We start from the raw sequence: 23297 nt of genomic DNA on the forward strand, positions 1-23297 counted from the left end.
GTCCGGGGTCAGCGGTCAGCCGCCGGAGTCGTCCAGCTCCGCGCCGTCGGGCGGGGTGTCGTCGTCGCGGCTGGCCAGCCAGCCGTCGGGCAGGAAGACCTTGCCCGGGGAGTTGGTGCGGCCGCGCGGCTGGCCGAGGTTCTCCACCGGGAACGGTACGGCCGGGTCGAGCTTGCCGAGCAGGTCGTCGAGCTGCGCCAGGCTCTCGATCATGGCGAGCGAGCGGCGCAGTTCGCTGCCGATCGGGAAGCCCTTCAGGTACCAGGCGACGTGCTTGCGGAAGTCGGTGCAGCCGTCCCGCTCGCCACGGGCCGGGTTGCGCGCGCCCGCCACGAACTGCTCCACCAGCAGCTCGGCGTGCCGCCGCATGGTCACCGCCACCTCGCCGAGGCTCGGTAGCCGCCGCTCGGCGCTCCCGTTGAACGCGGCCTCCAGGTCGGCGAACAGCCACGGCCGGCCCAGGCAGCCGCGCCCGATCACCACGCCGTCGACGCCGGTGTGCGCGACCATCCGCAGCGCGTCGTCGGCCTCCCAGATGTCGCCGTTGCCGAGCACCGGCACGTCGAGCGCCGACTTGAGCGTGGCGATCGCATCCCAGTCGGCGGTGCCGGAGTAGCGCTGCGCGGCCGTACGCCCGTGCAGGGCGACCGCCGCGACGCCCGCGTCCTGGGCCGCCAGCCCCGCCTCGACGTACGTCAGGTGGTCGTCGTCGATGCCCTTGCGCATCTTGACGGTGACCGGCACCCCGGCGGGTGACGCGGCGTCCACCGCGGCCCTGACCAGCCGGGCGAACAGCCGGCGGCGCCACGGCAGGGCCGAGCCGCCGCCCCGGCGGGTCACCTTGGGCACCGGGCAGCCGAAGTTCAGGTCGATGTGGTCGGCCAGGTCGCGCTCGACCACGATCCGCACGGCGGCGGCGGTGATCTCCGGGTCGGTGCCGTAGAGCTGGAGGCTGCGGGGCTTCTCCTCGGCGCCGAAGGCGATCATGCGCAGCGTCTTCGGGTTCCGCTCGACGAGCGCGCGGGTGGTGATCATCTCGCAGACGTAGATGCCGCCGCCCTGCTCACGGCAGAGCCGGCGGAAGCCGACGTTGGTGATCCCGGCCATCGGCGCGAGCACCACCGGCGGCCACACCCGGTGCGGGCCGATGGTCAACGCGGGCAGGGTCGGGGCAGTCACCGCACAAGTGTAAGGAAGGGCCCCCTCTTAACGTCTCCGGTAGAGCAGGGGCCCCTTGTTAACAGGGCACATATCACAGCCCGCCCGCCCGGCGGGCATTCTCCACAACCGGGGAGGCTGTCCACAGGCCGGGCGAACGGGCAGGAGGAGCAGCGGTCGAGCCCGCACGCTGCCGGGCATGCGCGAACAGCCACCCGAACTCAGCGACCTGGCCGAGCGCCAGCAGCAGATCGTCACCCGGACGCAGCTGCTCGGCGTCGGATACGACGACATGTACCTGTACCGGCAGACCCGGCGCGGCCTGTGGCAGCGCGTGCTGCCGGCCACGTACGCGCTCGTCACCGGCACCCTCACCGACGAGCAACGACGAATCTCGGCGGCGCTCTACGCGGGCGCCGACGCCCAGCTCACCGGCCTGGCCGCCCTGATCTGGTACGGCTTCCGGCACAGTCCGCGCACCGCTGACGTACACCTGATCCTGCCGCACCACGTGCGGCGCCGCTCGGCCGGTCACGCGGTGATCGCGCGGGCCCTGGAGCTTGATCCGCGGGCCCGGCGGACCGCGCTGTACCCGGTGTGCTCGCCGGCCAGGGCGGTCGTGGACGCGGCCCGCGACCTGCGCCGGCTGCGGCCGGTACGGGCGACGGTGGCCGAGGCCGTGCAGCGCGGTTTCACCGACCTGGACAGCCTGGACGCGGAGATCCGCCGGGCCCGGCGCAGCCGCACCGCCCTGATCCGGAAGGCGTTCGCGGAGATCACCGACGGGGTCCGCTCGGCGCCGGAAACGGAACTGCGGGAGTGCCTGGGCGGCAGCGGCGTGCTCGGCGGGATCCTGTGGAACCCGCGGCTGTCGGCGGCCGACGGCACCCGCCTGCCGACGCCGGACGGCTACCTCGCCGACTGCGCGGTGGCGCTGGAGGTCGACTCGCGGGAGTACCACCTCAGCCCGAACGACTGGGCGCGGACGCTGGACCGGCACAACGAGCTGAGCCGGTACGGGGTGCTCATCCTGCACTTCACGCCGGCGCAGATCCGCCGGGAGCCGGGCCGTGTGCGGCGGATGGTGGAGGACGCGTACGCGGCCCGGCGCGGGCTGGGCGCCGGGACCGGCGTACGGGCGGAGCCGATCTCCCCCGGATGAGGGGTGTTAAGAAGGGGCCCCTTCTCTACGCGAGGCGTTAAGAAGGGGCCCTTCCTTACATCAGCTCAGCAGCCGGGCAGGCGCTCGATCAGGTAGCGCTCGACCTGGTCCAGGGAGACGCGCTCCTGGGTCATCGTGTCCCGGTTCCGGACCGTGACCGCGTTGTCGTCGAGCGTGTCGAAGTCGACTGTGACGCAGAACGGCGTGCCGATCTCGTCCTGCCGGCGGTAGCGGCGGCCGATCGCCTGCGAGTCGTCGAACTCGACCACCCAGCGCTTGCGCAGGTCGGTGGCGAGCTGCTTGGCCTTCGGCGACAGCGCCTCGTTGCGCGACAGCGGCAGCACGGCGACCTTGACCGGGGCCAGGCGCGGGTCGAACCGCATGACGGTGCGCTTGTCCACGCCGCCCTTGGTGTTCGGCGCCTCGTCCTCGTCGTACGCCTCGAGCAGGAACGCCAGCACCGCGCGGGTGAGGCCGGCGGCCGGCTCGATCACGTACGGCATCCAGCGCTCGCCCTTGCCCTGGTCGAAGTACGACAGGTCGACGCCGGAGTGCTTGCTGTGCGTGGCAAGGTCGAAGTCGGTGCGGTTGGCGATGCCCTCCAGCTCGGCGAACTCGCTGCCGCCGAACCGGAACCGGTACTCGATGTCGACGGTGCGCTTCGAGTAGTGGGAGAGCTTCTCCTTGGGGTGCTCGTAGAAGCGCAGGTTCTCCTCGGACAGGCCCAGGTCGAGGTACCAGTTCCAGCGCTCGGAGAGCCAGTACTCGTGCCACTGCTCGTCGGTGCCCGGCTCGACGAAGAACTCCATCTCCATCTGCTCGAACTCACGGGTCCGGAAGATGAAGTTGCCCGGGGTGATCTCGTTGCGGAACGACTTGCCGGTCTGCGCGATGCCGAACGGCGGCTTCTTGCGGGCGACCGTCTCCACGTTCTTGTAGTTGACGAAGATGCCCTGGGCGGTCTCCGGGCGCAGGTAGTGCATGCCCTCGTCGCTCTCCACCGGGCCCAGGTAGGTCTTCATCAGGCCGTTGAACATCTTCGGCTCGGTGAAGGTGCCCTTGTTGCCGCAGTTGGGGCAGTTCAGCTCCGTCAGCGAGGTCAGCGGCTTGCCGTGCTTGGCCTCGTACGCCTCTTCCAGGTGGTCGGCCCGGAACCGCTTGTGGCAGGACTGACACTCGGTCAGCGGGTCGACGAACTCGGCGATGTGGCCGCTGGCCTCCCAGACCTTGCGGGCCAGGATGACCGCCGAGTCGAGGCCGACGACGTCGTCGCGCTGCTGCACCATGGTCCGCCACCACTGCCGGCGGACGTTCTCCTTCAGCTCGACGCCGAGCGGACCATAGTCCCACGCCGACCGGGTGCCCCCGTAGATCTCGCTGGAGGGAAAGACGAAGCCCCGGCGCTTGGCGAGGCTGGTGACGGCGTCGATACGGTCGGCTGGCATGTTTCCTCCTACGCCGGCTGGCGGTCGGCGCGGTTGAGATGGATGGAACCGGGCTGTTCGGGACAACGGTACGACCGTGTCCGTCCCGAGCCCAGCAGAATACCGGGGGCCGGTCAGCTCACCCCGCAGACCTCCACGCCGCCCGTCTGCTGGTCCGGCGCGAGCGTCACGGTCTGCGCCTCCCGCCGGCCGCCGGCGAGCGTGACGTCCACCGGCACGGTGAGCGTGGTGAGGTCGACCTCGCCCACCCGGTAGCCGGAGATCTGCGGCTCGGTCGCCACCCGGCGCTCGAACTCGCGCCGGGGCTCGCGTCGCCGGATGTCGTCGCAGAGCGTGTCGTACGCCTTGGACCACTCCCGGGCCACGAGCGCCTGGTAGTAGTCGTTCGTGACCGCCCGGCCCTGCTCACCGATCGCCTGGGCGTTGCTCACCGCCAGGCCGACCACTGCCGCCCCGCCCCCACCGCAGCAGATCAGCACTGCGAGCGCGCCCGCGCCGAGGCCGAGCCAGAGCCGGGTCCGCCCGCCCTCGGTGGGCGGGGCGGCGAACGGCGGCGCGGCGCCGGGCCCCTGCGGCGGCGCGGGCACCCCGTGTTCCGCCGGCAGCGCGGGCGGAACGGATGACGGGGGTGGCGCGGCCGGTCCGGGAGCGGTCATACGCGCCAGGGTAGTGCCCCGGCACTCAGCGATACGGACCTGCGGCGCGATCGCTGGCGACGACGACGATCTCACCCTCGGGGGCGGCGCTGGCGAGCGTCTCGTACGCCGACGGCTCGTCCACCGATCGGGCGAGCAGCGGCACGGCGGTGACCTTGACGTCGAATCCGCCGAGCGCCCGCCGGTACGCACCGACCGACTCCCACTCGGTGATCAGGACCCAGTGGTCCGGGTCGTCGAGCGCCCGCAGCAGTTCACCGCGCAGGTAGCCGGGGCGGGCGGCGAGCGCGGCCAGCGCGGCGTGCGCCGCACGGGTGAACTCATCCACCGTTTCGGCTTCCACCACGAAGCGGTTGGTGACCAGCACGGGGTTCCTCCTCGTAGAGTTTGTGGCATGCAGCGTACGCAGAGTCCTGTGCTGTCCCGGTTGGCACGGCTCAACCCGACGGCGGTGTTCCTGGCCGCGCTGGCCCTGGTGCTTGTCGGCCTTTTCGCGCCCGGCCCGGCGGGCGGCGTCCTGCTGCTCGTGCTGGCCGGCGTGCTGGTCTGGCTGATGTCGGTCACCTGGCCGGTGCAGGCCCCGGCGACCCGGATGCTCCGGCTGGTGATGCTCACCTTGTTGATCGCGGTGGCGCTGGCGAAGCTCATGGTCGGCTGACTCGGGAAAGCAGAACCGAGCTGACCTGCGCTGACATGCAATCATGCGTTTTTGACAATAGTTTTCGTTGTCGCGGACAGTTGAGCCCATGACCGTTCGTGCACCTCGCCGTATCCTGACCGCCGCAGCCGCCGCCCTGCTCGCCGCCGCCGGCCTGACCGCCTGCGCGGACGGCACAGGCGGCGCGAGCGAGCCGGGCAGGGTCGACGTGGTGGCCGCGTTCTACCCGCTCCAGTTCCTGGCCGAGCGGATCGGCGGCGACACGGTCGCGGTCAGCAACCTGACCAAGCCCGGCGCCGAGCCGCACGACCTGGAACTCAACCCGCGGCAGGTCGGCCAGGTCGTCGACGCCGACGTGGTCGTCTACCTCAGCGGCTTCCAGCCGGCGGTGGACGAGGCGGTGGAGCAGAACGGCGGCGACCGCGCGTTCGACGTGGCGGGCGTGACGCCGCTGCGGGACGCGGCCGCCGGTGGCCACGACCACGATCACGAGGGCGAGGCCGGGCACGCCGAGGAGGGCGGCGGCAAGGACCCGCACGTCTGGCTCGACCCGACCCGGCTGGCCACCATCGGCGACAAGCTCGCCGAGCGCCTCGGCAAGGCCGACCCGGACCACGCCGCCGACTACACCGCCCGCGCCGGCGCGCTGCGCACCGAGCTGACGAAGCTGGACACCGAGTACGCCGACGGCCTGCGCACCTGCCAGCGCCGGGAGATCGTCACCAGCCACACCGCGTTCGGCTACCTGACCGAGCGCTACCAGCTGGAACAGATCGGCATCAGCGGGCTCACCCCGGAGTCCGAGCCGTCCCCGAAGCGCCTCGCCGAGGTCGCCGAGGAGGCCCGGGAGCACCAGGCCGGCACGATCTTCTTCGAGACCCTGGTCAGCCCGAAGGTCGCCGAGACGATCGCGCGTGAGGTCGGGGCGAAGACGGCCGTCCTGGACCCGCTGGAGGGCCCGCCCGCCGACGGCGACTACCTCTCCGCGATGCGCACCAACCTGCAGACCCTGCGAACCGCTCTGGACTGTTCATGACCTCACCCGTGATCGAGATCGCGCACGCCACAGTCGGCTACGACGGCCGCCCGGTGCTGCGGGACGTCTCGTTGACAGTGACCGCCGGCGAGGTGGTCGCCGTGCTCGGCGCCAACGGCTCCGGCAAGTCGACGCTCGTGCGCGCCGCGCTCGGCCTGGTGCCGGTCGGCGCCGGGTCGGTCGCCCTGTTCGGCACGCCGCAGCGCCGCTTCCGGCAGTGGCACCGCATCGGGTACGTGCCGCAGCGGCTCGGCGCGGGCAGCGGAGTACCAGCCACCGTGCGCGAGGTGGTGGCGTCCGGGCGGCTGGCCCGCCGGGGCGTGCTGCGTCCGGCCGGGCGGGCGGACCGGGAGGCGGTGGCGGCGGCGCTGGACGCGGTCGGGCTCGGCGACCGGGCCGGTGACCCGGTGTCCACGCTCTCCGGCGGCCAGCAGCAGCGCACCCTGATCGCCCGCGCGCTGGCCGGCGGGCCGGAGCTGCTGGTGCTGGACGAGCCGACCGCCGGGGTGGACGCGGCCAGCCAGGAGGCGTTCGCCGGGGCGCTGCGCGCGTTCCGCGACGGCGGCGGCACGGTCGTGCTCGTCGCGCACGAGCTGGGCCCGCTGCGCCCGCTGATCAGCCGGGCCGTGGTGGTGCACCAGGGCGGGATCGCCCACGACGGCGCGGTGCCCGAACCGGCCGGCCACCACGCCGACCCGGACCACGAGCACGTGCACCCGCACTGCGACGAGGAGCCCGCCCGGCTCTGGACAGGCATCTGAGATGGATCTCTTTCAGTACGACTTCATGCTCCGCGCCCTGGTCGGCGCGCTGATCATCGGGCTGGCCGCCCCGGCGCTCGGCATCTACCTGGTGCAGCGCCGGCTGGCGTTGATCGGTGACGGGCTCGGGCACGTGGCGCTCACCGGCGTCGGCGCGGGACTGCTGCTCAACCGCTCCCCCGTGCTGGTGGCGGTGATCGCCGCGACGCTCGGCGCGGTCGTGATCGAGCTGGTCCGCGCGTACGGGCGCACCTCCGGCGACCTGGCGCTGGCGTTGCTGTTCTACGGCGGCATCGCCGGTGGCGTGATGCTGGTCGGGCTGTCCGACGCCAGCAGCGGGTCGCTCAACGCGTACCTGTTCGGGTCGCTGACCACCACCTCCCGCACCGACCTGATCACCATCGGGGTGCTCGGCGTGGTGCTGCTGGTGACCATGCTGGTGCTGCGCCCGGCGCTGTTCGCGGTCTGCCACGACGAGGAGTACGCCCGGGTGTCCGGCCTGCCGGTGCGGGCGCTGAACCTGCTCATCGCGGTCGGCACCGCGGTCACGGTGACCATCGCCATGCGGGCGGTCGGGGTGCTGCTGATCAGCGCGCTGATGGTGGTGCCGGTGGCGACCGCGCAGCAGGTGACCCGGGGCTTCCGCTCGACCATGACGGCGGCCATGGCGCTGGGCCTGTTCGCGGCCGGCACCGGGGTCTGGGTGGCCGCCACCGCCGACACCGCGCCCGGCGCGTCGGTGGTGCTCGTGGCGATCGGCTCGTTCCTGCTGGTCGCGCTGGCGGCGGCCGGTGTGCGGGCGCTGCGGCGGCGGGTGCGGGCCGACCGGGCCACGCCGCCGCCCGAGCCGGTCGAGCACGAGGTGCTGCTGCGGTGAGGCCCTGCCCGCCGGCGCAGCTGGGATTGGTTACCGTTACAGGGTGACCGGCACGAACGGGTACGACGCCTTCGAGGGTGCGGGTGACCTGCTGCGCGCGCTCTCGGCCCCGATCCGGCTCGCGATCGTCAGCGAGCTGGCCGAGGGCGAACGCTGCGTGCACGAGCTGGTCGAGAAGCTCGGCGCGCCGCAGCCGCTGGTCTCCCAGCACCTGCGGGTGCTGCGGGGCGCCGGGGTGGTGCGCGGGTCGCGGCGCGGCCGGGAGATCGCGTACGCGCTGGTCGACGACCACGTCGCGCACATCGTGGCGGACGCGGTCAGTCACGCCGGTGAAGGGTCGCACTGAGCGGGAAATCGGCCACGTGCCGACGCGCCCGCGCCGTGGGACGCTATCCGGCGTGAAGATCTACGCCGACCGTTTTCCCACCGCCGTCCGCCAGTTCCTCACCGACCTGCTCGTGGTCGTCTGGGTGTACGCGGCGATCCGCTTCGCGCTGTGGCTGCACGACGTGGTCGAGAAGCTCGCCGTACCGGGGCAGAAGCTGGAGGGGGCCGGCGGCGGACTCGCCGACAACCTGGCCGACGCCGGCGGCAAGGTCGGCCGGGTGCCGATCGTCGGCGACGAGCTGACCGCGCCGTTCACCCGGGCCGCCGACGCCGCCCGCTCGGTCGCCGAGGCGGGCCGCGACCAGCAGGAGCTGGTCGGGCAGCTCGCGCTCGGGCTGACCGTCGCGGTGCTGGTGTTCCCGCTCGGCCTGGTGCTGTTCGGCTGGCTGCCGCTGCGCCTGCGCTGGATGCGCCGGGCCGGCGCGGCGAAGGCACTGGCGGGCGTCCCGGCCGGCCGGGACCTGCTGGCGCTGCGCGCGCTGGCCGGTCAGCCGCTGTCGAAGCTGACCCGGATCGCGCCCGACGTCGCCGAGGCGTGGCGGCGCGGCGACGACGCGACCGTCGACGCGCTCGCCGCGCTGGAGCTGCGCGAACTGGGGCTGCGCGGCGGCCGGTAAGGTGTGCCGGTGCTGTACTTCCTGATCGTCGTCGCCGTGCTGCTGCTGGGGTACGCAGGCGTGCTGGTGAGTTTCGTCCGCAAGGGCCGCAAGATCCCGCCGTCGGCGTACCTGGTGCTGGCCGGCCTCAACGGCCTGATCCTGGCCGGCATCCTGGCCTGGGCGATCGCGCGCTGACCGCCCAGGCGGCCGTCCGGGTGGGACGACCGCCGGGCGGGCGGAGCGGGGTCAGCCGGCGGGCGGGATGCGACGGCGTACGTCCTGCTCGGTGGACGGCCCCGGCTCCCAGCGGGCCACCCAGGGCAGGTCGGCGGGCGGGGTGACGACACCCTCCTCCACCGAGGCGTACCGGCCGGCGACGATCCGCTTGGCGGCGGCCACGTCGACCGAGTCGGTGTTCGACCACAGGCCGGTGAACAGCTCGTCGACGCGCAGCCGCGCCTGCCGGCAGAACAGGTCGGCCAGCTCGACGTTCTCCGGGTGCGCGTCCCGCTCGGCGTAGGCCCGGACGCAGACCGCGCTCATCGCGAACAGCTCCGCGCCGATGTCGACCACCCGGCCGAGGAACGCCTGCTTGCGCTCCATCTTCCCCTGCCACCGCGACATCGCGTAGAACGTCGACCGGGCCAGCTTGCGGGAGGCCCGCTCGACGTGGCGCAGGTGCCCGGCCAGCGGCCCGAACTCCTGGTACGCCCCGGGCGTCTGCCCCTTGCCGACGGCGAGCGTGGGCAGCCACCTCGCGTAGAAGGCGCCGGCCCGCGCACCCGCCTTCGCCTTGCGGCCCAGCCCCGCGTCGGGGTCGATGATGTCGCCCGCGACGGACAGGTGCGCGTCGACCGCCTCGCGGGCGATCAGCAGGTGCATGATCTCGGTGGAGCCCTCGAAGATCCGGTTGATCCGCAGGTCGCGCAGGAGCTGCTCGACAGCGGCCGGCCGTTCCCCCCGGGCGGCGAGCGAGTCGGCCGTCTCGTAGCCGCGCCCACCGCGGATCTGGATCAGCTCGTCGGCGATCCGCCAGGCCATCTCGCTGGCGTAGAGCTTGACCAGCGCCGCCTCGATCCGGATGTCGTTGCGGTCGTCGTCGGCGAGCATGCAGGACAGGTCGAGCATGGACTCCATGCCGTACGTGGTGGCGGTGATGAAGGCCAGCTTCTTCGCCACCGCCTCGTGCTCGCCCACCGGGCGGCCCCACTGGACCCGGTCCGCCGCCCACTCGCGGGCCACGTTGAGCGCCCACTTCCCGGCGCCGACGCACATGGCAGGCAGCGAGAGCCGGCCGGTGTTCAACGTGGTCAGCGCGATCTTGAGGCCCTTGCCCTCACCGCCGATCACGTTCTCCTTCGGCACGAACACGTCGTGGAACCGGGTGAGGCTGTTCTCCAGGCCGCGCAACCCGACGAAGGAGTTGCGCCGCTCCACGGTGATGCCGTCGCTGTCGCCCTCCACCACGAACGCGGTGATGCCGCCGCGCCGCCCCTCGCCGGCCGGCACCCGGGCCATCACCACCAGCAGCGTGGCGAGCGTGCCGTTCGTGGCCCAGAGCTTCACCCCGTTGAGCCGGTAGCCGGTGCCGTCGGCGGTCGGCTCGGCGGTGGTGGCGAGCCGGGCCGGGTCGGAGCCGACGTCCGGCTCGGTGAGCAGGAACGCGGAGACCTCACCGGCGGCGAGCCGGGGCAGGAACCGTTCCTTCTGCTCGGGCGTGCCGAACATCTTCAGCGGCTGCGGCACGCCGATCGACTGGTGCGCGGAGAGCAGCGCGCTGACCGCCGGGTTCACCGAGCCGACGAGCATCAGCGCCCGGCAGTAGTGCAGGTTACTCAGCCCCAGCCCGCCGTACTTACGGTCGATCTTCATGCCGAACGTGCCGAGCCCGGCCAGGCCGTGGAACACCTCGTCGGGGATGCGCGCGTCCCGCTCGATCGCCTCGCCGTCCACCTCGGACGTCAGGTACGCGCGCAGCGAGCCGAGGAACTCGTCGGCGCGGGCCACCTCGGCCGGATCGGGGCGGGGCCACGGGTCGATCAGGTCGAGCCGGAATCGGCCGAGGAACAGTTCCTTGCCGAAGCTGGGCCGGTCCCAGGCCGACTCGCGGGCCGCCTCGGCTACCTGCCGGGCCTCCTTCTCGGAGACCTGGCCCGCCTCGGCGGGCAGCGGCCCCGCGCCGTCTGGTGACTCGGGCCGGCTGTTCTGTGTCGTGGTCACGGCTGCCTCCTCGTCGGTCCGGCTGCGTCGACGCGTTCGACGAAAACGACGCTACCCCCGGGTGTTACCCAGGGGTAGCGCTGCGTGCACGTCCGATTTGGCGGACGGTCAGTCGGTGAGCGTCTGCGGGTTGTCGTCCTCGTCGTCGATGTCGTCCTCACCCCAGTTGCGCCGGCTGAACGGCAGGATGGCCCAGAAGATCAGGAACCAGAGGCCGGTGAGCGCGCTGAGCAGGAACGCGATCGGCCGGTCCAGCACGAAGTCGGTGACCAGCAGGACCGAGCTGACCATCGCGATCAGCATGAAGAACAGGCCGCCGGTGGCCATCCGGTGGGCGAACCGGACCAGCTCCGGCTTACGCCCCTGCCGGAACAGCGCCCGGTGGAACGCGACCGGAGAAATGATCATCGCGGCGGACGCGGCGGCGGTCAGCAGCGCCACGATGTAGACGTCGCGCTGGAACTCCGTGGTCCGGCCGAACCCGTTGCTGAACGGCAGCGTCAGCAGGAAGGCGAAGAGGATCTGCACGCCGGTCTGCGCGACCCGCAGCTCCTGCAACAGATCGGCGAAGTTGCGCTGCCAGCGCTGCTTCTCGGATTCCTTGGACACTCGCGGACCTCCCCGGGAGACGGCACGGCCGGCGGGTGAACGCCCACCGGCAGGACCGCCTGTGCCCCGTACGGATGATCACGAAACCGGTTCAGGAACCGCGGCGGATCCGGCCCGCGTACCGTGCCTCCAGTTCGGCGTTGTGCTCGTCGCCGCCGGTGATGTTCGCGGACAGGTAGACCGGCGGGCGCTGCCCCGCCGCGACCAGCCGGGCCACCACCTCGGCGACGATCTGCTGGGCGAGCAGCGCCGCGGTGATCGAGGAGACCGCGCCGACCGCGCCGCCGCCCGGCAGCGGCAGCGTGGCGTCGCCGTACGGGGCGCCGTTGTCCAGCACCACGTCGGCGAAGTCGGCCAGCTTGCGGCCGGACGGGTGCCGCGAGGTCATCCGCGCCGAGTGCTGTGCCGACGTGATCGCCACCAGGCCGTGCCCGCGTTCCTTCACGATGGACGCGAACTCGACCATCGCCCCGTTCACGCCCGAGTTCGAGGCCAGCACGAACACGTCCTGCGGCCGGATCGGCGCCAGCTCGTAGAGGCGGTGCGCCACCGCCGGGTCGCGTTCCAGCTTCGGGCCGAGCACGTCGGCCGGGTCGCCGCCGATCAGCACCAGGTCACGCAGCGCGATCCGGTTGGTGGGCACCAGCCCGCCGGCCCGGCCGGCGATCTCCATGGCCAGCGCCTCGGAGTGCCCGGTGCCGAACGCGTGCACCACACCGTCGGCGCGCAGCGCCGCCGCGATCAGGTCGGCCGCGTCGGCCACGTTCTGCCGCTGCTCGGCGGCGACCCGGCCGATCGTCTCGGTCACCACCGCCAGGTACGCCTCGGCGCTCACCGTCATGCCTCCTCCGTTCCCGCGCACCGGGCGAGGATCGCCTCGGCCAGCGGGCCGGGCGCCTCGTCCGGGATCCAGTGGCTGACGCCGGACAGCGTCACGAACCGGTAGTCACCGGTGACGTGCGCGGCGCACGCCTGCGCGGCCGTCCGGCCGATCGCCACGTCCTTGTCGCTCCACACGAACGTGGTGGACACCCCGACCGGGGCGACCGCCTTCATGTCCGCACCGGTCATCGCGCGGTACCAGTTCAGCGCCGCCGTCAACGCGCCCGGCTCACGCATCGGCTCGGCGTACCGGGCCACCACGTCGGCGTCGCCCACTCCGCTCAGCAGCTTGCGCAGCGTGGCGCCGTTCCACGCCAGCAGCACCTTCTCCGCCGTACCGGGCTTGCGGAACAACGCGATGTAGGCGGACTTGACCTTCTGCCGCGGGTCGGTGGCGAGCGCGTGCCCCATCGCGGCCGGGTGCGGCACCGACACCGCGGTCAGCGTCCGCACCCGCTCCGGGTGCGCCGCCGCCAGCCCCCACGCCACGATCGCGCCCCAGTCGTGGCCGACCACGTGCGCGCATGTCACCCCGAGCGCGTCGAGCACCGCGGCCGCGTCGGCCACCAGCTCCGGAATCCGGTACGCCCCGACGTCCGCCGGACGCGCGCCGGGCGAGTAGCCGCGCTGGTCGAGCGCGTACGTGCGCAGCCCGGCGGCGTGCAGCGCGGGCGTGACCGCGTCCCACTCACCGGAGTGCTGCGGAAAGCCGTGCAGCAACAGGACCGGGTCACCGTCCTCGGGGCCGCCGGCGCGTACCTCGAACGTCAGTCCCCGCGCATCCACCAGCATGATCGCCACCATACCGACACTCGCCCTGCTGGGCCGGGGCCCGTGGTCGGTGCTAGCGTCTGCGACGAGACAACTTCACATCCGACAGGGGAGCGCACAGCGCTGAGAGTGCGGGCCGGTGCCCGCAGACCCTCGAACCTGATCTGGGTAATGCCAGCGCAGGGAGTTCGGTCGACCTCCAGCCGCGTCGCCGTCCGGTGACCACCGGGCGCGGCGTGCGTCTTCTCCTGGTTCACCTCGACGAACTGGGAGCCAACCGTGAACCACACCGACAGCAACCGCTGGCGTACCGTCGACATCGTCGTCGCCTCGGTCATCGCCGTCGCCTTCGGCGTCGTCTTCTGGGCCTGGGGCCTGCTCTGGAGCGCCACCGACGCGGCGTTCGCGTTCTTCCCGCCGGCACAGGCCGTGCTCTACGGCGTCTGGCTGATCCCGGCGGTGCTCGCCGGCCTGATCATCCGCAAGCCGGGCGCCGCGCTGTACTGCGAGACGGTGGCCGCGATCATCTCGGCCCTGCTGGGCAGCCAGTGGGCGAGCATCGTGATCCTCCAGGGCCTGATGCAGGGCATCGGCGCCGAGCTGGCCTTCGCCGCGTTCCGGTACCGCTCGTTCCGACTGCCGGTGGCGGTGCTGGCCGGCGCGCTGACCGGCCTCGGCGCGGCGATCTTCGACTTCGTCTACTGGAACAAGGCGTTCGACTTCGCCTCCTACCGCCTCCCGTACGCGCTGATCACGATCGTCAGCGCCACGATCGTCGCCGGTTTCGGCGCGCACGTCCTCACCCGCGCGCTGGCGAACACCGGCGTCCTGGACCGCTTCCCCGCCGGCCGCGACCGAGCCCTGGTCTGACGCCTCCATCGTGTCGATCATGAAGTTGGCGGCCGTTTCGGCACCCGTCATCGCCGTCAACCTCATGATCGACGGAGAAGAGGGGGTGGGTGGGCGGTGAGCGGGGTGGTGCTGCGGGGGTTCGGGTGGCGGCACGGGGGACGGAAACGCTGGGCTCTGCGCGGGGTGGATCTGCGCGTGGAGAGCGGCGAGCGGGTGCTGCTGCTCGGACCCTCCGGCGCCGGTAAGAGCACGCTGCTGGCCGCGCTGGCCGGGCTGCTGCCGGAGGACTCCGGCGAGCAGGAGGGCACCGTCGAGATCGACGGGCTGGACCCGCGCAAGGCCCGCGAGCGCGTCGGCATCGTCTTCCAGGACCCGGAGACCCAGCTCGTGATGGCCCGCTCCGGCGACGACGTGGCGTTCGGGCTGGAGAACCGTGGCGTACCCGCCGGGGAGATCTGGCCCCGCGTCGACGAGGCGCTGCACCGGGTCGGCTTCCCGTACGACAGGGACCGCCCCACCGCAGCGCTCAGCGGCGGCGAGCAGCAGCGGCTGGCGCTGGCCGGCACGCTCGCGCTGCGTCCCGGGCTGCTGCTGCTCGACGAGCCCACCGCCAACCTCGACCCGGCCGGTGCCACCCTGATCCGCCGGGCCGTCGCGAACGCGCTCGACCCGGACACCACGATGGTCCTGGTCGAGCACCGGGTCACCGAGGCACTGCCGCTGGTCGACCGCGTCGTGGTGCTGGAACCCGGCGGCGGGGTGCGCGCCGACGGGCCGCCCGAGGCGGTCTTCGCCGCGCACGGCGACGCGCTGGCCACCGCCGGGGTCTGGGTACCCGGCCACGTCGCGCCACCCCGGCACGCCACCACGCCGCCCGGCGACGTGCTGCTCACCGCGGAGCGGCTCGGCCTGCCGCCCCGGCTCGACCCCACCGATCTCCGGGTACGCGCCGGCGAGGCGCTCGCCGTCCTCGGCCCCAACGGCGCCGGCAAGTCCACACTGGCGCTGCTCCTGGGCGGCCTGCTGAAGCCCGGCACGGGCGCCGTCACCGCGTCGGCGGCACTCGCCGGGCGGGACGCGCGTACTCCCCCGCACCGCTGGCGGGCACCCGCGCTGGTACGCCGGATCGGTTCGGTGTTCCAGGACCCGGAACACCAGTTCGTCACCGCCACGGTCCGCGACGAGCTGGCGCTCGGCCCGCGCCGCACCGGCCGGCCCGAGTCGGCGGTGACCGCCACCGTCGACGAGCTGCTGCACCGGTTGCGGCTGGACCGGCTGGCCGGCGCCAACCCGTACACCCTCTCCGGTGGGGAGGCGCGGCGGCTGAGTGTGGCGACGGCCCTGGCCACCGCGCCCCGCCTGCTGATCTGCGACGAGCCCACGTTCGGCCAGGACCGGCGGACCTGGCTGGAGCTGGTCGACCTGCTCGCCGAGCTGCGCGACGCCGGGCACGGCGTGGTCGCGGTGACCCACGACGAGGACTTCGTCGCCGCGCTGGCCGACACGACGCTCACCCTGCACCGCTCCCCCGCCGGGGTGGCCACGTGATCGGCCTCGAACCGGTCGCCGCACCCGGCGCCCCGCTGGCCCGGCGCAACCCGGTGGCGAAGCTGGCCGCCGCTGTGGTCTTCACGCTGATCCTGGTGGCGACGCTCGACCCGGTGGCCCCGGCCATCGCCATCGCCGTCGAACTCGCGGTGCTGCCGCTGTTCGGGGTCCGCTATCGGGTGCTGGCCCGCCGGGCCTGGCCGCTGCTCGCCGGCGCCGTCGGCATCCTGATCACGCTGGTGCTCTTCGCGGCCGACCGCTCCGGCCGGGTGCTGGTCGAGGCCGGTCCGGTCCTGGTCACCGAGGGCGTTCTCGTCACCGCGCTGGGCCTGGTGCTGCGGATGCTCGCCGTGGCGCTGCCCGGCATCGTCGTGTTCGCCACCACCGACCCGACGGACCTGGCGGACGCGTTGATCCAGAACGCGAAGACGCCCGCCCGGTTCGCCATCGGGGCGCTCGCCGCGTTCCGGATGGTGCCGCTGCTGGAACAGGAGTGGCGGATGATCAGCATGGCCCGCCGGGCCCGCGGCGTGGACGCCGGCCGCAACCCGGTGGCGAAGCTGCGGCTGTTCGCGTCCACCGCGTTCACGCTGCTGGTGGGCGCGATCCGGCGGGGTACCCGGCTGGCCGTGGCGATGGACGCCCGGGGCTTCGACGCGGGTACGCCGCGCACCGTGGCCCGCCCGCAGCGCTTCACCCGCGCCGACGCCCTGCTCGTGGCGGGCGCCGCGCTGCTGGCCGGCGGTGCCCTGGCCACAAGCATCGCCCTGGGCACCTTCCGCCCCTTGATCGGCTGACCCCGGGCCCGCCCCGCCTCCCCGTCCCCGCCCACCCTCACCCTGCCCACCCTCGCCCTGTTGATCATGAAGTTGACGGCACCGGTTGCCCGTTTTGTCGCCGCCAACTTCATGATCGACACGGCTGGAGTGGATCTTGGTACGGGATGGCGCCTCTAGGGGCCGGAATCGTCCAAGATCTCCGGGGGGACGCCCGGGCAGGCCCCCGATGAGGGGCCTGCCCGGTGAGCGGCTGGCCGGGAAGGGCTGTCGGTCAGCTGCGGCGGAAGGCGTAGAACCGGGTCTGGCCGGCGCGCTGACTACGCCCGGTGAACCGGGCCTGCCGCCCTGCCGGTGGGCCGGACCGGGGCGGCGTCGCGGATGCGCCCGGCAGCACCGGGATCTCCGGGGAATCCGAGGGCGACACCGAGTCCGGGGACACGGCGGACGCCACCGGCTCCGTGGGGAGCACCACCGCGGGTGGCGTCACCGTGAGCGCGTCGAGCTTCGGCGGGGTCACCTGCGGCGACGACTGCTTGCGGGACTTCTTCGGATTGCGCTTCGCGGGCATTCGCGGGCCTCCTGTCGTGCGGGCGCGCCGACCGGGACGCGCCGAGCGGGGGCTCCGGTGCGTTCCGATCACGACAGACACCGCGACCGACGGTGGCGGGAAGGAATGCGGACGCCCGGAGCAGGACGGGTCCACGGCACTGGCGGCGGTGGACCGGGCTCGGAGGTGGGGCGTCACTTACGCATGCGGCAACGCTATCCCGCCGCCCGGAAACCCGCACCCGATTTACCGGGAGAGAACGCGAACGCGCCCGCGCGAGACGCACGGCCACCCGGCGATCACGCCCTGTTGACGTCCCCGCCCGCTCCCCCGGCGACCGCGATACGGTCGCAGAACGGCAGCACGAACGAGAGGTGGCGGTACGCATGGCAGAGCAGGCGACGGCGCAGATCGGGGTCACCGGTCTGGCGGTGATGGGCCGCAACCTGGCCCGGAACCTGGCCCGCAACGGCTTCGCCGTGGCGGTGCACAACCGGTCGCCGGAACGTACCCGCAGCCTGGTCGCCGAGCACGGTGACGAGGGCACGTTCGTGCCGTCGGAGTCGCTCGCGGACTTCGTCGGCTCGCTGGAGCGGCCCCGCGCGGTGATCGTGATGGTGAAGGCCGGCGCGCCCACCGACGCGGTGATCGACGAACTGGTCCCGCTGCTGGAGGAGGGCGACATCGTCGTCGACTGCGGCAACGCGCACTTCGCCGACACCCGCCGCCGGGAGGAGGCGCTGCGCGCGCACGGGCTGCACTTCGTCGGCACCGGAGTGTCCGGCGGCGAGGAGGGCGCGCTGCTCGGTCCGAGCATCATGCCCGGCGGGTCGGCCGAGTCGTACCGCAAGCTCGGGCCGATCTTCGAGAAGATCGCCGCGCAGGTGGACGGTGAGCCCTGCTGCCGGCACATCGGGCCGGACGGCGCGGGCCACTTCGTGAAGATGGTCCACAACGGCATCGAGTACGCCGACATGCAGCTCATCGCCGAGGCGTACGACCTGTTGCGGGCCGGTCTGTCGGCGAGCCCGGCGGAGATCGCGGAGATCTTCCGGGAGTGGAACGGCGGCGAGCTGGGGTCGTTCCTCATCGAGATCACCGCCGACGTGCTCGGCCACACCGACGCGGCCACCGGCCAGGCGTTCGTGGACATCGTGCTCGACCAGGCCGAGCAGAAGGGCACCGGCCGCTGGACCGTGCAGAGCGCGCTCGACCTCGGCATCCCGATCACCGGCATCGCCGAGGCCACATTCGCGCGGTCGCTGTCCGGGCACGCCGACCAGCGCGAGGCAGCCCGCCGGGTGTTCGCCGACGCGGGTGAGAAGTGGCAGGTGGACGACCGGGACGCGTTCGTCGAGGACGTGCGCCGCGCACTGCTCGCCAGCAAGATCGTCGCGTACGCGCAGGGGTTCGACCACATCCGGGCCGGCAGCCGGGAGTACGACTGGGACATCGACCTGGGCGGTACGGCCACCATCTGGCGGGGCGGCTGCATCATCCGGGCCGGTTTCCTGGACCGGATCCGGGAGGCGTACGACGCGGAGCCGGACCTGTCGACGCTGCTCGTCGCGCCGTGGTTCGCCGAGCGGGTCAGCGACGGCGTACCGGCCTGGCGACGGGTGGTGGCCGACGCGGCCCGGGCGGGCGTGCCGGCCCCGGCCTTCGGGTCGTCGCTGGCCTACTTCGACGCGCTGCGGGCGCAGCGGCTGCCGGCCGCGCTGATCCAGGGCCTGCGGGACGACTTCGGCGCGCACACCTACCACCGGGTGGACCGGGCCGGTTCGTTCCACACCCTCTGGGCGGGCGACCGCTCCGAAGTGGAGGCGTGAGCCGCGCAGACAGCCCCGCCGGACGGTTCACCAGGCCCGCTGACCGTCCGGGTCGGGCGCCCAGCCGGCGGCCGGCTCACCCGACGCCAGTTCGCCGATCTCACCGGAGCGGACCGCCGGGGTGTGCCCGAGGTCCGCGCACCACCGCTGGGCGACGTCGGCGCACAGTGCGGCCACCGCGTCCCGGCGGGCCGGCTCCACCAGGTCGGCGGCGGCCAGGGCAGCAGTCATCTCGTACCGGAGATCGCGCATCCTCCACCCCCGTGGCGGGCGCGCACCCGGCGGCGCGCCCTGCGCCGATCGTAGAGCGGAACGCCCCGCGCCCGGCGGGAAAGCCGGATGCGGGGCGTCACGGTCGGGCCGGACGTCGCGGTCAGAAGAACCGGCGACGCCTGGCCTTCTGCGGCCGGATCAGGTCGGCGCCCTTGGTCAGCAGACGGCTCACCCCGGACGGGCCACGACGGGCCTCCAGGGTGTGGCTGAGCCGGCGCGCGCCGGCCGCCGCCAGCGGCACGGCGACCGCCATGACCGCCCACTGCGCGATCCGCTTCTGAATCATGTGGTTCACCTCCGCGTTTGCTGTCTGGAGGTATCGGTACCCAGCGCGGCCCGTCGGTAAGCGTGACCTCAGGCGCCCGGGGCGACCGGGTTGGGCAGGGCGCCGCCGAAGCGGCGGTCGCGCTGGGCGTACAGCTCGCAGGCGTACCAGAGGTGGCGGCGGTCGAAGTCGGGCCAGAGCGTGTCCAGGTAGACCAGCTCGGCGTACGCGGTCTGCCAGAGCAGGAAGTTGGAGATGCGCTGCTCGCCGGAGGGGCGCAGGAACAGGTCGACCTCGGGCACCTCGGGGTGGTAGAGGTAGCGCGCCACCGTCTTCTCGTTCACCTTGGCCGGGTCGAGCCGGCCGGCCGCGACGTCGCGGGCGATCCCGGCGGCGGCGTCGGCGATCTCCGCCTGGCCGCCGTAGTTGACGCAGAACTGCAGCGTCAGCGTCGAGTTGCCGCGCGACATCTCCTCGGCGGTCTGCAACTCGGAGATGACGCTCTTCCACAGCCGGCCGGCACGGCCCGACCAGACCACCCGGACGCCCAGGTCGACGAGCTGGTCGCGGCGGCGGCGGATGACGTCCCTGTTGAAGCCCATCAGGAAGCGGACCTCGTCCGGCGAGCGCCGCCAGTTCTCGGTGGAGAACGCGTACGCCGACAGGTAGGGGATCCCCATCTCGATCGCGCCCTCGACGGCGTCGAACAGGCTGTGCTCGCCCTGCTCGTGCCCCTTGGTGCGGGGCAGCCCGCGCTCCTTGGCCCAGCGGCCGTTGCCGTCCATCACGATGGCGACGTGCCGGGGCACCGCGGCGGGCGGCAGCGCCGGCGGACGGGCTCCGGAGGGGTGCGGGGTCGGCGGCACCGGCTCGCGGCGGGTCGCCCTCGTCGATCGGATCACTCGGTCATCTCCCTGTTCACTCCGGCGACGGGCCCGGCGCCGGAGCGCGGCGGGACCACATCCGGCCCCGCGCCGCCGGGCGACGGGACCGCGCCGGCCGCCGGGGCACCCCGGTCGACCAGCGGCAGCGAGCGTAGCGCGCGCTCCAGATGCCACTGGAGGTGCGCCGCGACCAGTCCGCTGCACTCCCGGCGTACGCCGGTCTCGGCGGCGTCGGCGTACCCCCAGTCGCCGGAGGTCAGCGCGGACATCAGCTCCAGCGTGGCGGGCGCGGGGTGGGCGGCGCCGGGGGGCCGGCAGTCCGGGCAGACGGCGCCGCCGGCCGGTACGGAGAACGCGCGGTGCCGGCCCGGTTCGCCGCACACCGCGCAGGCGGCGAGCGCCGGCGCCCAGCCGGCGAACGCCATGCCGCGCAGCAGGTACGCGTCGAGCACGAGCGTGGTGGCGTGTTCGCCCCGGGCCAGCGACTTCATCGCGCCGAGGGTGAGCTGGAACAGCCGCAGCGACGGCTCGCGTTCGACCGGGGTGAGTCGCTCGGCGGTCTCGGCGATCGCACTGGCCGCTGTGTAGCGGGGGTAGTCGCCGAGGAACCGCTTGCCGTACAGCTCGATCGCCTCGACCTGGCTGACGGTGTGCAGCGAGCTGCCCTGGTTGCCCTTGGGATCACCGGCGAGCTGGAGGTCGACGTGCCCGAACGGCTCCAGCCGCGCGCCGAACCGGCTCGTGGTGCGCCGCACGCCCCGGGCGACCGCGCGCAGCCGCCCGTGCCGGCGGGTGAACAGCGTGATGATGCGGTCGGACTCGCCCAGCTTCTGCACACGCAGCACCACCGCGTCGTCGCGGTAGAGCTGTCGGCGGTACCCGGCCATCAGGCCATTCTCCCTCCGGGTGCGATCTCAGGGTCGGCTCGGGGTGGACGGTCGGGCGATCCCCGATGTGCCGGGCGTCGGGCCGGACCTAGTGTGCTGGCCATGGCTTCGCTCCACACCGCTCCCCGGCTACGCAGCGCTTTCCGGCTACGTGGCGCTTTCCGGCTACGTGGCGCTTTCCGGCTACGTGGCGTGGTGGCCGCCACCGCGGCCAGCGCCCTCATCGTCCTCGCCGGGTGTGACACCCTCTCGTTCCGCCGCCTCGACTTCGACCAGACGGAGCGGACGAAGATCACGAAGATCACCGTGGACGACGACGGCGCCGGCGACGTCGTGGTCCGGGCGAACGGCCCCGCCGACCAGGTACGCATCAAGCGCGTGGTCCGCTACCAGGGCGACGAGCCGACCAGCCGGTACGAGATCAAGGGAGACGAACTCGTCCTGCCCACCGACTGCGGGCACCGGTGCAGCATCTCCTGGGAGGTGACCGCGCCGCCCGGCGTGGTGGTGCACGGCGGCACCGGCTCGGGCAACGTCGACCTCAGCGACGTCGGCGCGGTGGAGTTCACGCTCAGCTCCGGCGACCTGACCATCAGGGGCGCCACCGGCGAGGTCCGCGCCTCCACCACGTCGGGCAACATCCGGGTCGTCGAGGCGGCCGGCCCGGTGCGGCTGCGTGCCCGCTCCGGTGACATCGAGGCCCGCCGGCTCGCCTCCGCGATCGACGCCGAGACCACGTCCGGCAACATCGTCGTCGAGCTGGACCAGCCGGCACCGGCCCGGGTGCACGCCACGAGCGGAGACGTGGACCTGGCCGTGCCGGCGGGCCGCTACCGGGTGCGCGCCACCGCGACGTCCGGCGACACCGACGTGCGCGTCACCGACGACCCGACAGCGTCGGTGCAGCTCGAAGCGTCCGCCACCAGCGGCAACGTCACGGTCAGCACCCGCTGAGCGGACGGCGCACCTGGGCGGGCCGCGCCCGGTGGCCGCTCAGTCGGGCCGCGCCCGGTGGCCGCTCAGTCGCCGCCGGGCGTGTCCCGCCGGGCCGCCCGGACGCCGTCGCCCCGGCCGGGGTCCTCGGCCGGGCGGCGCGGCGCCGGCACCCGCGCCCCGACGCTCACCAGCGCGTCCTCCGCCCCGGCGGGGGCCGGGCTGGCCGGGGCGGCCGCCGCCCGGTCGGCCACGGTCCGCCGCGGCTTGCCGGGGACCAGTTCGGGGGTACGCCGGGCTGCGACGTCCTCGACCCAGCCGACCAGAAGCGTCACCACGCCGACGAGCGCGAAGACCAGCCCCACCCGCAGCCACAGGCCCACCGGGTCGCGCGGCGACCAGCCGACCAGGCCGACGAGCGGGGTGAGGAGCACCACGAACGGCATGTGCCAGAGGTAGATCGTCAGCGCACGCCGGTTCACCACCGTCACCGCCCGGCCGAGCGCCGGCACGCGGTCGACCCAGGTCACCCCGGCCGGGGCCCGGCCGATCGCCACCAGGATGAACGCGGCCGACCAGAGCGCGTTGCCCAGCGGGATGTCGTTGATGTCGAATCCGCGCGGGCCCGGATGGGTGACGATCCAGGCCAGCCCGGCGGCGCCGACCACGGCGGCCACCGGCAGCAGCACCCGGTTGCGCATCCGGCGCAGCAGCCCGTCGTGGTGGGCGAAGCCGAGCAGCCAGGCGCCGAAGTAGAGGCCGAACTCGCGCAGCACCGTCGGCGGGTTCGCCAGGACGCCGATCTCGATCGCGACCAGCAGCAGGTACGGGGCGGCGAGCGTGGGCAGCGGCGCCCGGCGGAACAGCCAGAGCACGAACGGCGAGGCGAGCACGAACCACAGGTAGTCCCGCAGGTACCAGATGGGGCTGAGCGCCAGCCCACCCCAGTAGTTGGCCGGCGGGTCGCTGATCGGGAAGAGCCAGAGCAGCACCTTCGGGCTGAACGTCAGCCCGGTGAGCAGCATGGCCGGCACGAAGACCGCGGCCACCACCCACAGCGACGGCAGGAGGCGGCGCAGCCGGCGCCCGACCGCGCGTACCCCGCTGCGGTCGAGTGACGCCGCCATCAGCGACCCGGCCAGGGCGAACATCACCGACATCGCCGGAAACACCAGCGTGAGCGTGGCGTAGCCGGTGACGTGGTAGGTGACGACTCGCAGGATGGCCAGGAAGCGGAGCAGGTCCAGATAGCGGTTTCGCATCAGCTCACGGCGGGGTC

27 protein-coding genes and 1 riboswitch are annotated in these 23297 nt (G+C 73.2%); of the genes, 13 read left to right on the forward strand and 14 right to left on the reverse strand.

Features of this window, described 5'->3' with window-relative positions:
- Positions 1 to 15: 15 nt before the first annotated feature.
- Positions 16 to 1179, reverse strand: a complete 1164-nt coding sequence (dusB, locus tag MICAU_RS23995) for a tRNA dihydrouridine synthase DusB (RefSeq protein ID WP_013287938.1) — start codon at positions 1177 to 1179, stop codon at positions 16 to 18.
- 178 nt (positions 1180 to 1357) lie between these two features.
- Between dusB and MICAU_RS24000 the strand changes: the two genes are divergently transcribed.
- Positions 1358 to 2320 (forward strand): type IV toxin-antitoxin system AbiEi family antitoxin domain-containing protein, encoded by a 963-nt coding sequence (locus MICAU_RS24000; RefSeq protein WP_013287939.1) that lies wholly within the window; start codon positions 1358 to 1360, stop codon positions 2318 to 2320.
- 65 nt (positions 2321 to 2385) lie between these two features.
- Here the strand turns inward: MICAU_RS24000 and MICAU_RS24005 are convergent, their stop codons facing one another.
- The 3 genes from MICAU_RS24005 to MICAU_RS24015 all read right to left on the reverse strand — a co-directional run bounded on the left by MICAU_RS24005 (position 2386) and on the right by MICAU_RS24015 (position 4788).
- Positions 2386 to 3765: a glycine--tRNA ligase gene (locus MICAU_RS24005; protein WP_013287940.1), complete on the reverse strand. Its 1380-nt coding sequence runs from the start codon at positions 3763 to 3765 to the stop codon at positions 2386 to 2388.
- A 113-nt stretch (positions 3766 to 3878) separates the two neighbouring features.
- Positions 3879 to 4352 (reverse strand): hypothetical protein, encoded by a 474-nt coding sequence (locus tag MICAU_RS24010; protein WP_013287941.1) that lies wholly within the window; start codon positions 4350 to 4352, stop codon positions 3879 to 3881.
- Positions 4353 to 4446: 94 nt separating this feature from the next.
- The gene (locus tag MICAU_RS24015; protein WP_013287942.1) at positions 4447 to 4788 is read right to left on the reverse strand and encodes an antibiotic biosynthesis monooxygenase family protein; all 342 of its coding nucleotides are present in this window, start codon (positions 4786 to 4788) and stop codon (positions 4447 to 4449) included.
- Positions 4789 to 4815: 27 nt separating this feature from the next.
- Between MICAU_RS24015 and MICAU_RS24020 the strand changes: the two genes are divergently transcribed.
- The 7 genes from MICAU_RS24020 to MICAU_RS32760 all read left to right on the forward strand — a co-directional run bounded on the left by MICAU_RS24020 (position 4816) and on the right by MICAU_RS32760 (position 8934).
- Entirely contained in the window at positions 4816 to 5079 is a 264-nt protein-coding gene (locus MICAU_RS24020; RefSeq protein WP_013287943.1) for a DUF6703 family protein, read from the forward strand.
- An 88-nt stretch (positions 5080 to 5167) separates the two neighbouring features.
- Positions 5168 to 6115 carry a metal ABC transporter substrate-binding protein gene (locus MICAU_RS24025; RefSeq protein WP_013287944.1) on the forward strand — a complete coding sequence of 316 codons (948 nt, stop codon included), beginning with the start codon at positions 5168 to 5170 and terminating at the stop codon, positions 6113 to 6115.
- Complete coding sequence (locus MICAU_RS24030; protein ID WP_013287945.1) at positions 6112 to 6876, forward strand: metal ABC transporter ATP-binding protein; 765 nt, start codon at positions 6112 to 6114, stop codon at positions 6874 to 6876. The genes MICAU_RS24025 and MICAU_RS24030 overlap by 4 nt, the downstream gene beginning before the upstream one ends.
- Before the next feature lies 1 nt (position 6877).
- Positions 6878 to 7753 carry a metal ABC transporter permease gene (locus tag MICAU_RS24035; protein ID WP_013287946.1) on the forward strand — a complete coding sequence of 292 codons (876 nt, stop codon included), beginning with the start codon at positions 6878 to 6880 and terminating at the stop codon, positions 7751 to 7753.
- Between the two features lie 43 nt (positions 7754 to 7796).
- Positions 7797 to 8099: an ArsR/SmtB family transcription factor gene (locus MICAU_RS24040; protein ID WP_013287947.1), complete on the forward strand. Its 303-nt coding sequence runs from the start codon at positions 7797 to 7799 to the stop codon at positions 8097 to 8099.
- 52 nt (positions 8100 to 8151) lie between these two features.
- Positions 8152 to 8757 carry a hypothetical protein gene (locus tag MICAU_RS24045; RefSeq protein WP_013287948.1) on the forward strand — a complete coding sequence of 202 codons (606 nt, stop codon included), beginning with the start codon at positions 8152 to 8154 and terminating at the stop codon, positions 8755 to 8757.
- A 9-nt stretch (positions 8758 to 8766) separates the two neighbouring features.
- Entirely contained in the window at positions 8767 to 8934 is a 168-nt protein-coding gene (locus tag MICAU_RS32760) for a hypothetical protein (RefSeq protein ID WP_013287949.1), read from the forward strand.
- Between the two features lie 51 nt (positions 8935 to 8985).
- Here MICAU_RS32760 and MICAU_RS24050 read toward each other — a convergent pair whose 3' ends face one another.
- The 4 genes from MICAU_RS24050 to MICAU_RS24065 form a co-directional block, all read right to left on the reverse strand.
- Complete coding sequence (locus tag MICAU_RS24050; RefSeq protein WP_013287950.1) at positions 8986 to 10959, reverse strand: acyl-CoA dehydrogenase family protein; 1974 nt, start codon at positions 10957 to 10959, stop codon at positions 8986 to 8988.
- Positions 10960 to 11067: 108 nt separating this feature from the next.
- A complete protein-coding gene (locus MICAU_RS24055; RefSeq protein ID WP_013287951.1) occupies positions 11068 to 11568 on the reverse strand; it encodes a DUF6328 family protein in 501 nt (166 codons plus the stop codon).
- Positions 11569 to 11659: 91 nt separating this feature from the next.
- Positions 11660 to 12409 carry a sugar isomerase domain-containing protein gene (locus MICAU_RS24060; protein WP_013287952.1) on the reverse strand — a complete coding sequence of 250 codons (750 nt, stop codon included), beginning with the start codon at positions 12407 to 12409 and terminating at the stop codon, positions 11660 to 11662.
- Positions 12406 to 13242 (reverse strand): alpha/beta fold hydrolase, encoded by an 837-nt coding sequence (locus tag MICAU_RS24065; protein ID WP_174361733.1) that lies wholly within the window; start codon positions 13240 to 13242, stop codon positions 12406 to 12408. The genes MICAU_RS24060 and MICAU_RS24065 overlap by 4 nt, the downstream gene beginning before the upstream one ends.
- A 76-nt stretch (positions 13243 to 13318) precedes the next feature.
- Positions 13319 to 13425: riboswitch (TPP riboswitch) on the forward strand.
- A gap of 75 nt (positions 13426 to 13500) precedes the next feature.
- Here MICAU_RS24065 and MICAU_RS24070 point away from each other — a divergent pair.
- From MICAU_RS24070 to MICAU_RS24080, 3 genes are all read left to right on the forward strand, one after another.
- The gene (locus tag MICAU_RS24070; protein ID WP_013287954.1) at positions 13501 to 14091 is read left to right on the forward strand and encodes an ECF transporter S component; all 591 of its coding nucleotides are present in this window, start codon (positions 13501 to 13503) and stop codon (positions 14089 to 14091) included.
- Positions 14092 to 14187: 96 nt separating this feature from the next.
- The gene (locus tag MICAU_RS24075) at positions 14188 to 15621 is read left to right on the forward strand and encodes an ABC transporter ATP-binding protein (RefSeq protein ID WP_013287955.1); all 1434 of its coding nucleotides are present in this window, start codon (positions 14188 to 14190) and stop codon (positions 15619 to 15621) included.
- The gene (locus tag MICAU_RS24080) at positions 15618 to 16418 is read left to right on the forward strand and encodes an energy-coupling factor transporter transmembrane component T family protein (RefSeq protein ID WP_013287956.1); all 801 of its coding nucleotides are present in this window, start codon (positions 15618 to 15620) and stop codon (positions 16416 to 16418) included. The genes MICAU_RS24075 and MICAU_RS24080 overlap by 4 nt, the downstream gene beginning before the upstream one ends.
- Positions 16419 to 16671: 253 nt before the next feature.
- Here the strand turns inward: MICAU_RS24080 and MICAU_RS24085 are convergent, their stop codons facing one another.
- Complete coding sequence (locus MICAU_RS24085; RefSeq protein WP_013287957.1) at positions 16672 to 16968, reverse strand: hypothetical protein; 297 nt, start codon at positions 16966 to 16968, stop codon at positions 16672 to 16674.
- Positions 16969 to 17333: 365 nt separating this feature from the next.
- Here MICAU_RS24085 and gnd point away from each other — a divergent pair, with 365 nt between their 5' ends.
- The gene (gnd, locus tag MICAU_RS24090; RefSeq protein WP_013287958.1) at positions 17334 to 18776 is read left to right on the forward strand and encodes an NADP-dependent phosphogluconate dehydrogenase; all 1443 of its coding nucleotides are present in this window, start codon (positions 17334 to 17336) and stop codon (positions 18774 to 18776) included.
- Between the two features lie 27 nt (positions 18777 to 18803).
- Here gnd and MICAU_RS24095 read toward each other — a convergent pair whose 3' ends face one another.
- From MICAU_RS24095 to recO, 4 genes are all read right to left on the reverse strand, one after another.
- The gene (locus MICAU_RS24095) at positions 18804 to 19028 is read right to left on the reverse strand and encodes a hypothetical protein (protein ID WP_013287959.1); all 225 of its coding nucleotides are present in this window, start codon (positions 19026 to 19028) and stop codon (positions 18804 to 18806) included.
- A 121-nt stretch (positions 19029 to 19149) separates the two neighbouring features.
- On the reverse strand, positions 19150 to 19335 hold the full coding sequence (locus MICAU_RS24100; protein WP_013287960.1) for a hypothetical protein: 186 nt from the start codon (positions 19333 to 19335) through the stop codon (positions 19150 to 19152).
- 68 nt (positions 19336 to 19403) lie between these two features.
- The gene (locus MICAU_RS24105; protein WP_030274649.1) at positions 19404 to 20180 is read right to left on the reverse strand and encodes an isoprenyl transferase; all 777 of its coding nucleotides are present in this window, start codon (positions 20178 to 20180) and stop codon (positions 19404 to 19406) included.
- Between the two features lie 32 nt (positions 20181 to 20212).
- Positions 20213 to 21085, reverse strand: a complete 873-nt coding sequence (gene recO, locus MICAU_RS24110) for a DNA repair protein RecO (RefSeq protein WP_013287962.1) — start codon at positions 21083 to 21085, stop codon at positions 20213 to 20215.
- Positions 21086 to 21280: 195 nt separating this feature from the next.
- On the opposite strand from recO, the gene MICAU_RS24115 reads away from it, so the two are divergent.
- On the forward strand, positions 21281 to 22039 hold the full coding sequence (locus MICAU_RS24115; RefSeq protein WP_232236785.1) for a DUF4097 family beta strand repeat-containing protein: 759 nt from the start codon (positions 21281 to 21283) through the stop codon (positions 22037 to 22039).
- A 65-nt stretch (positions 22040 to 22104) separates the two neighbouring features.
- Here the strand turns inward: MICAU_RS24115 and MICAU_RS24120 are convergent, their stop codons facing one another.
- Entirely contained in the window at positions 22105 to 23280 is a 1176-nt protein-coding gene (locus tag MICAU_RS24120; RefSeq protein WP_013287964.1) for an acyltransferase family protein, read from the reverse strand.
- Between the last annotated feature and the right edge of the window lie 17 nt (positions 23281 to 23297).

Source organism: Micromonospora aurantiaca ATCC 27029, from assembly GCF_000145235.1.
In the GTDB taxonomy this organism is placed as follows: domain Bacteria; phylum Actinomycetota; class Actinomycetes; order Mycobacteriales; family Micromonosporaceae; genus Micromonospora; species Micromonospora aurantiaca.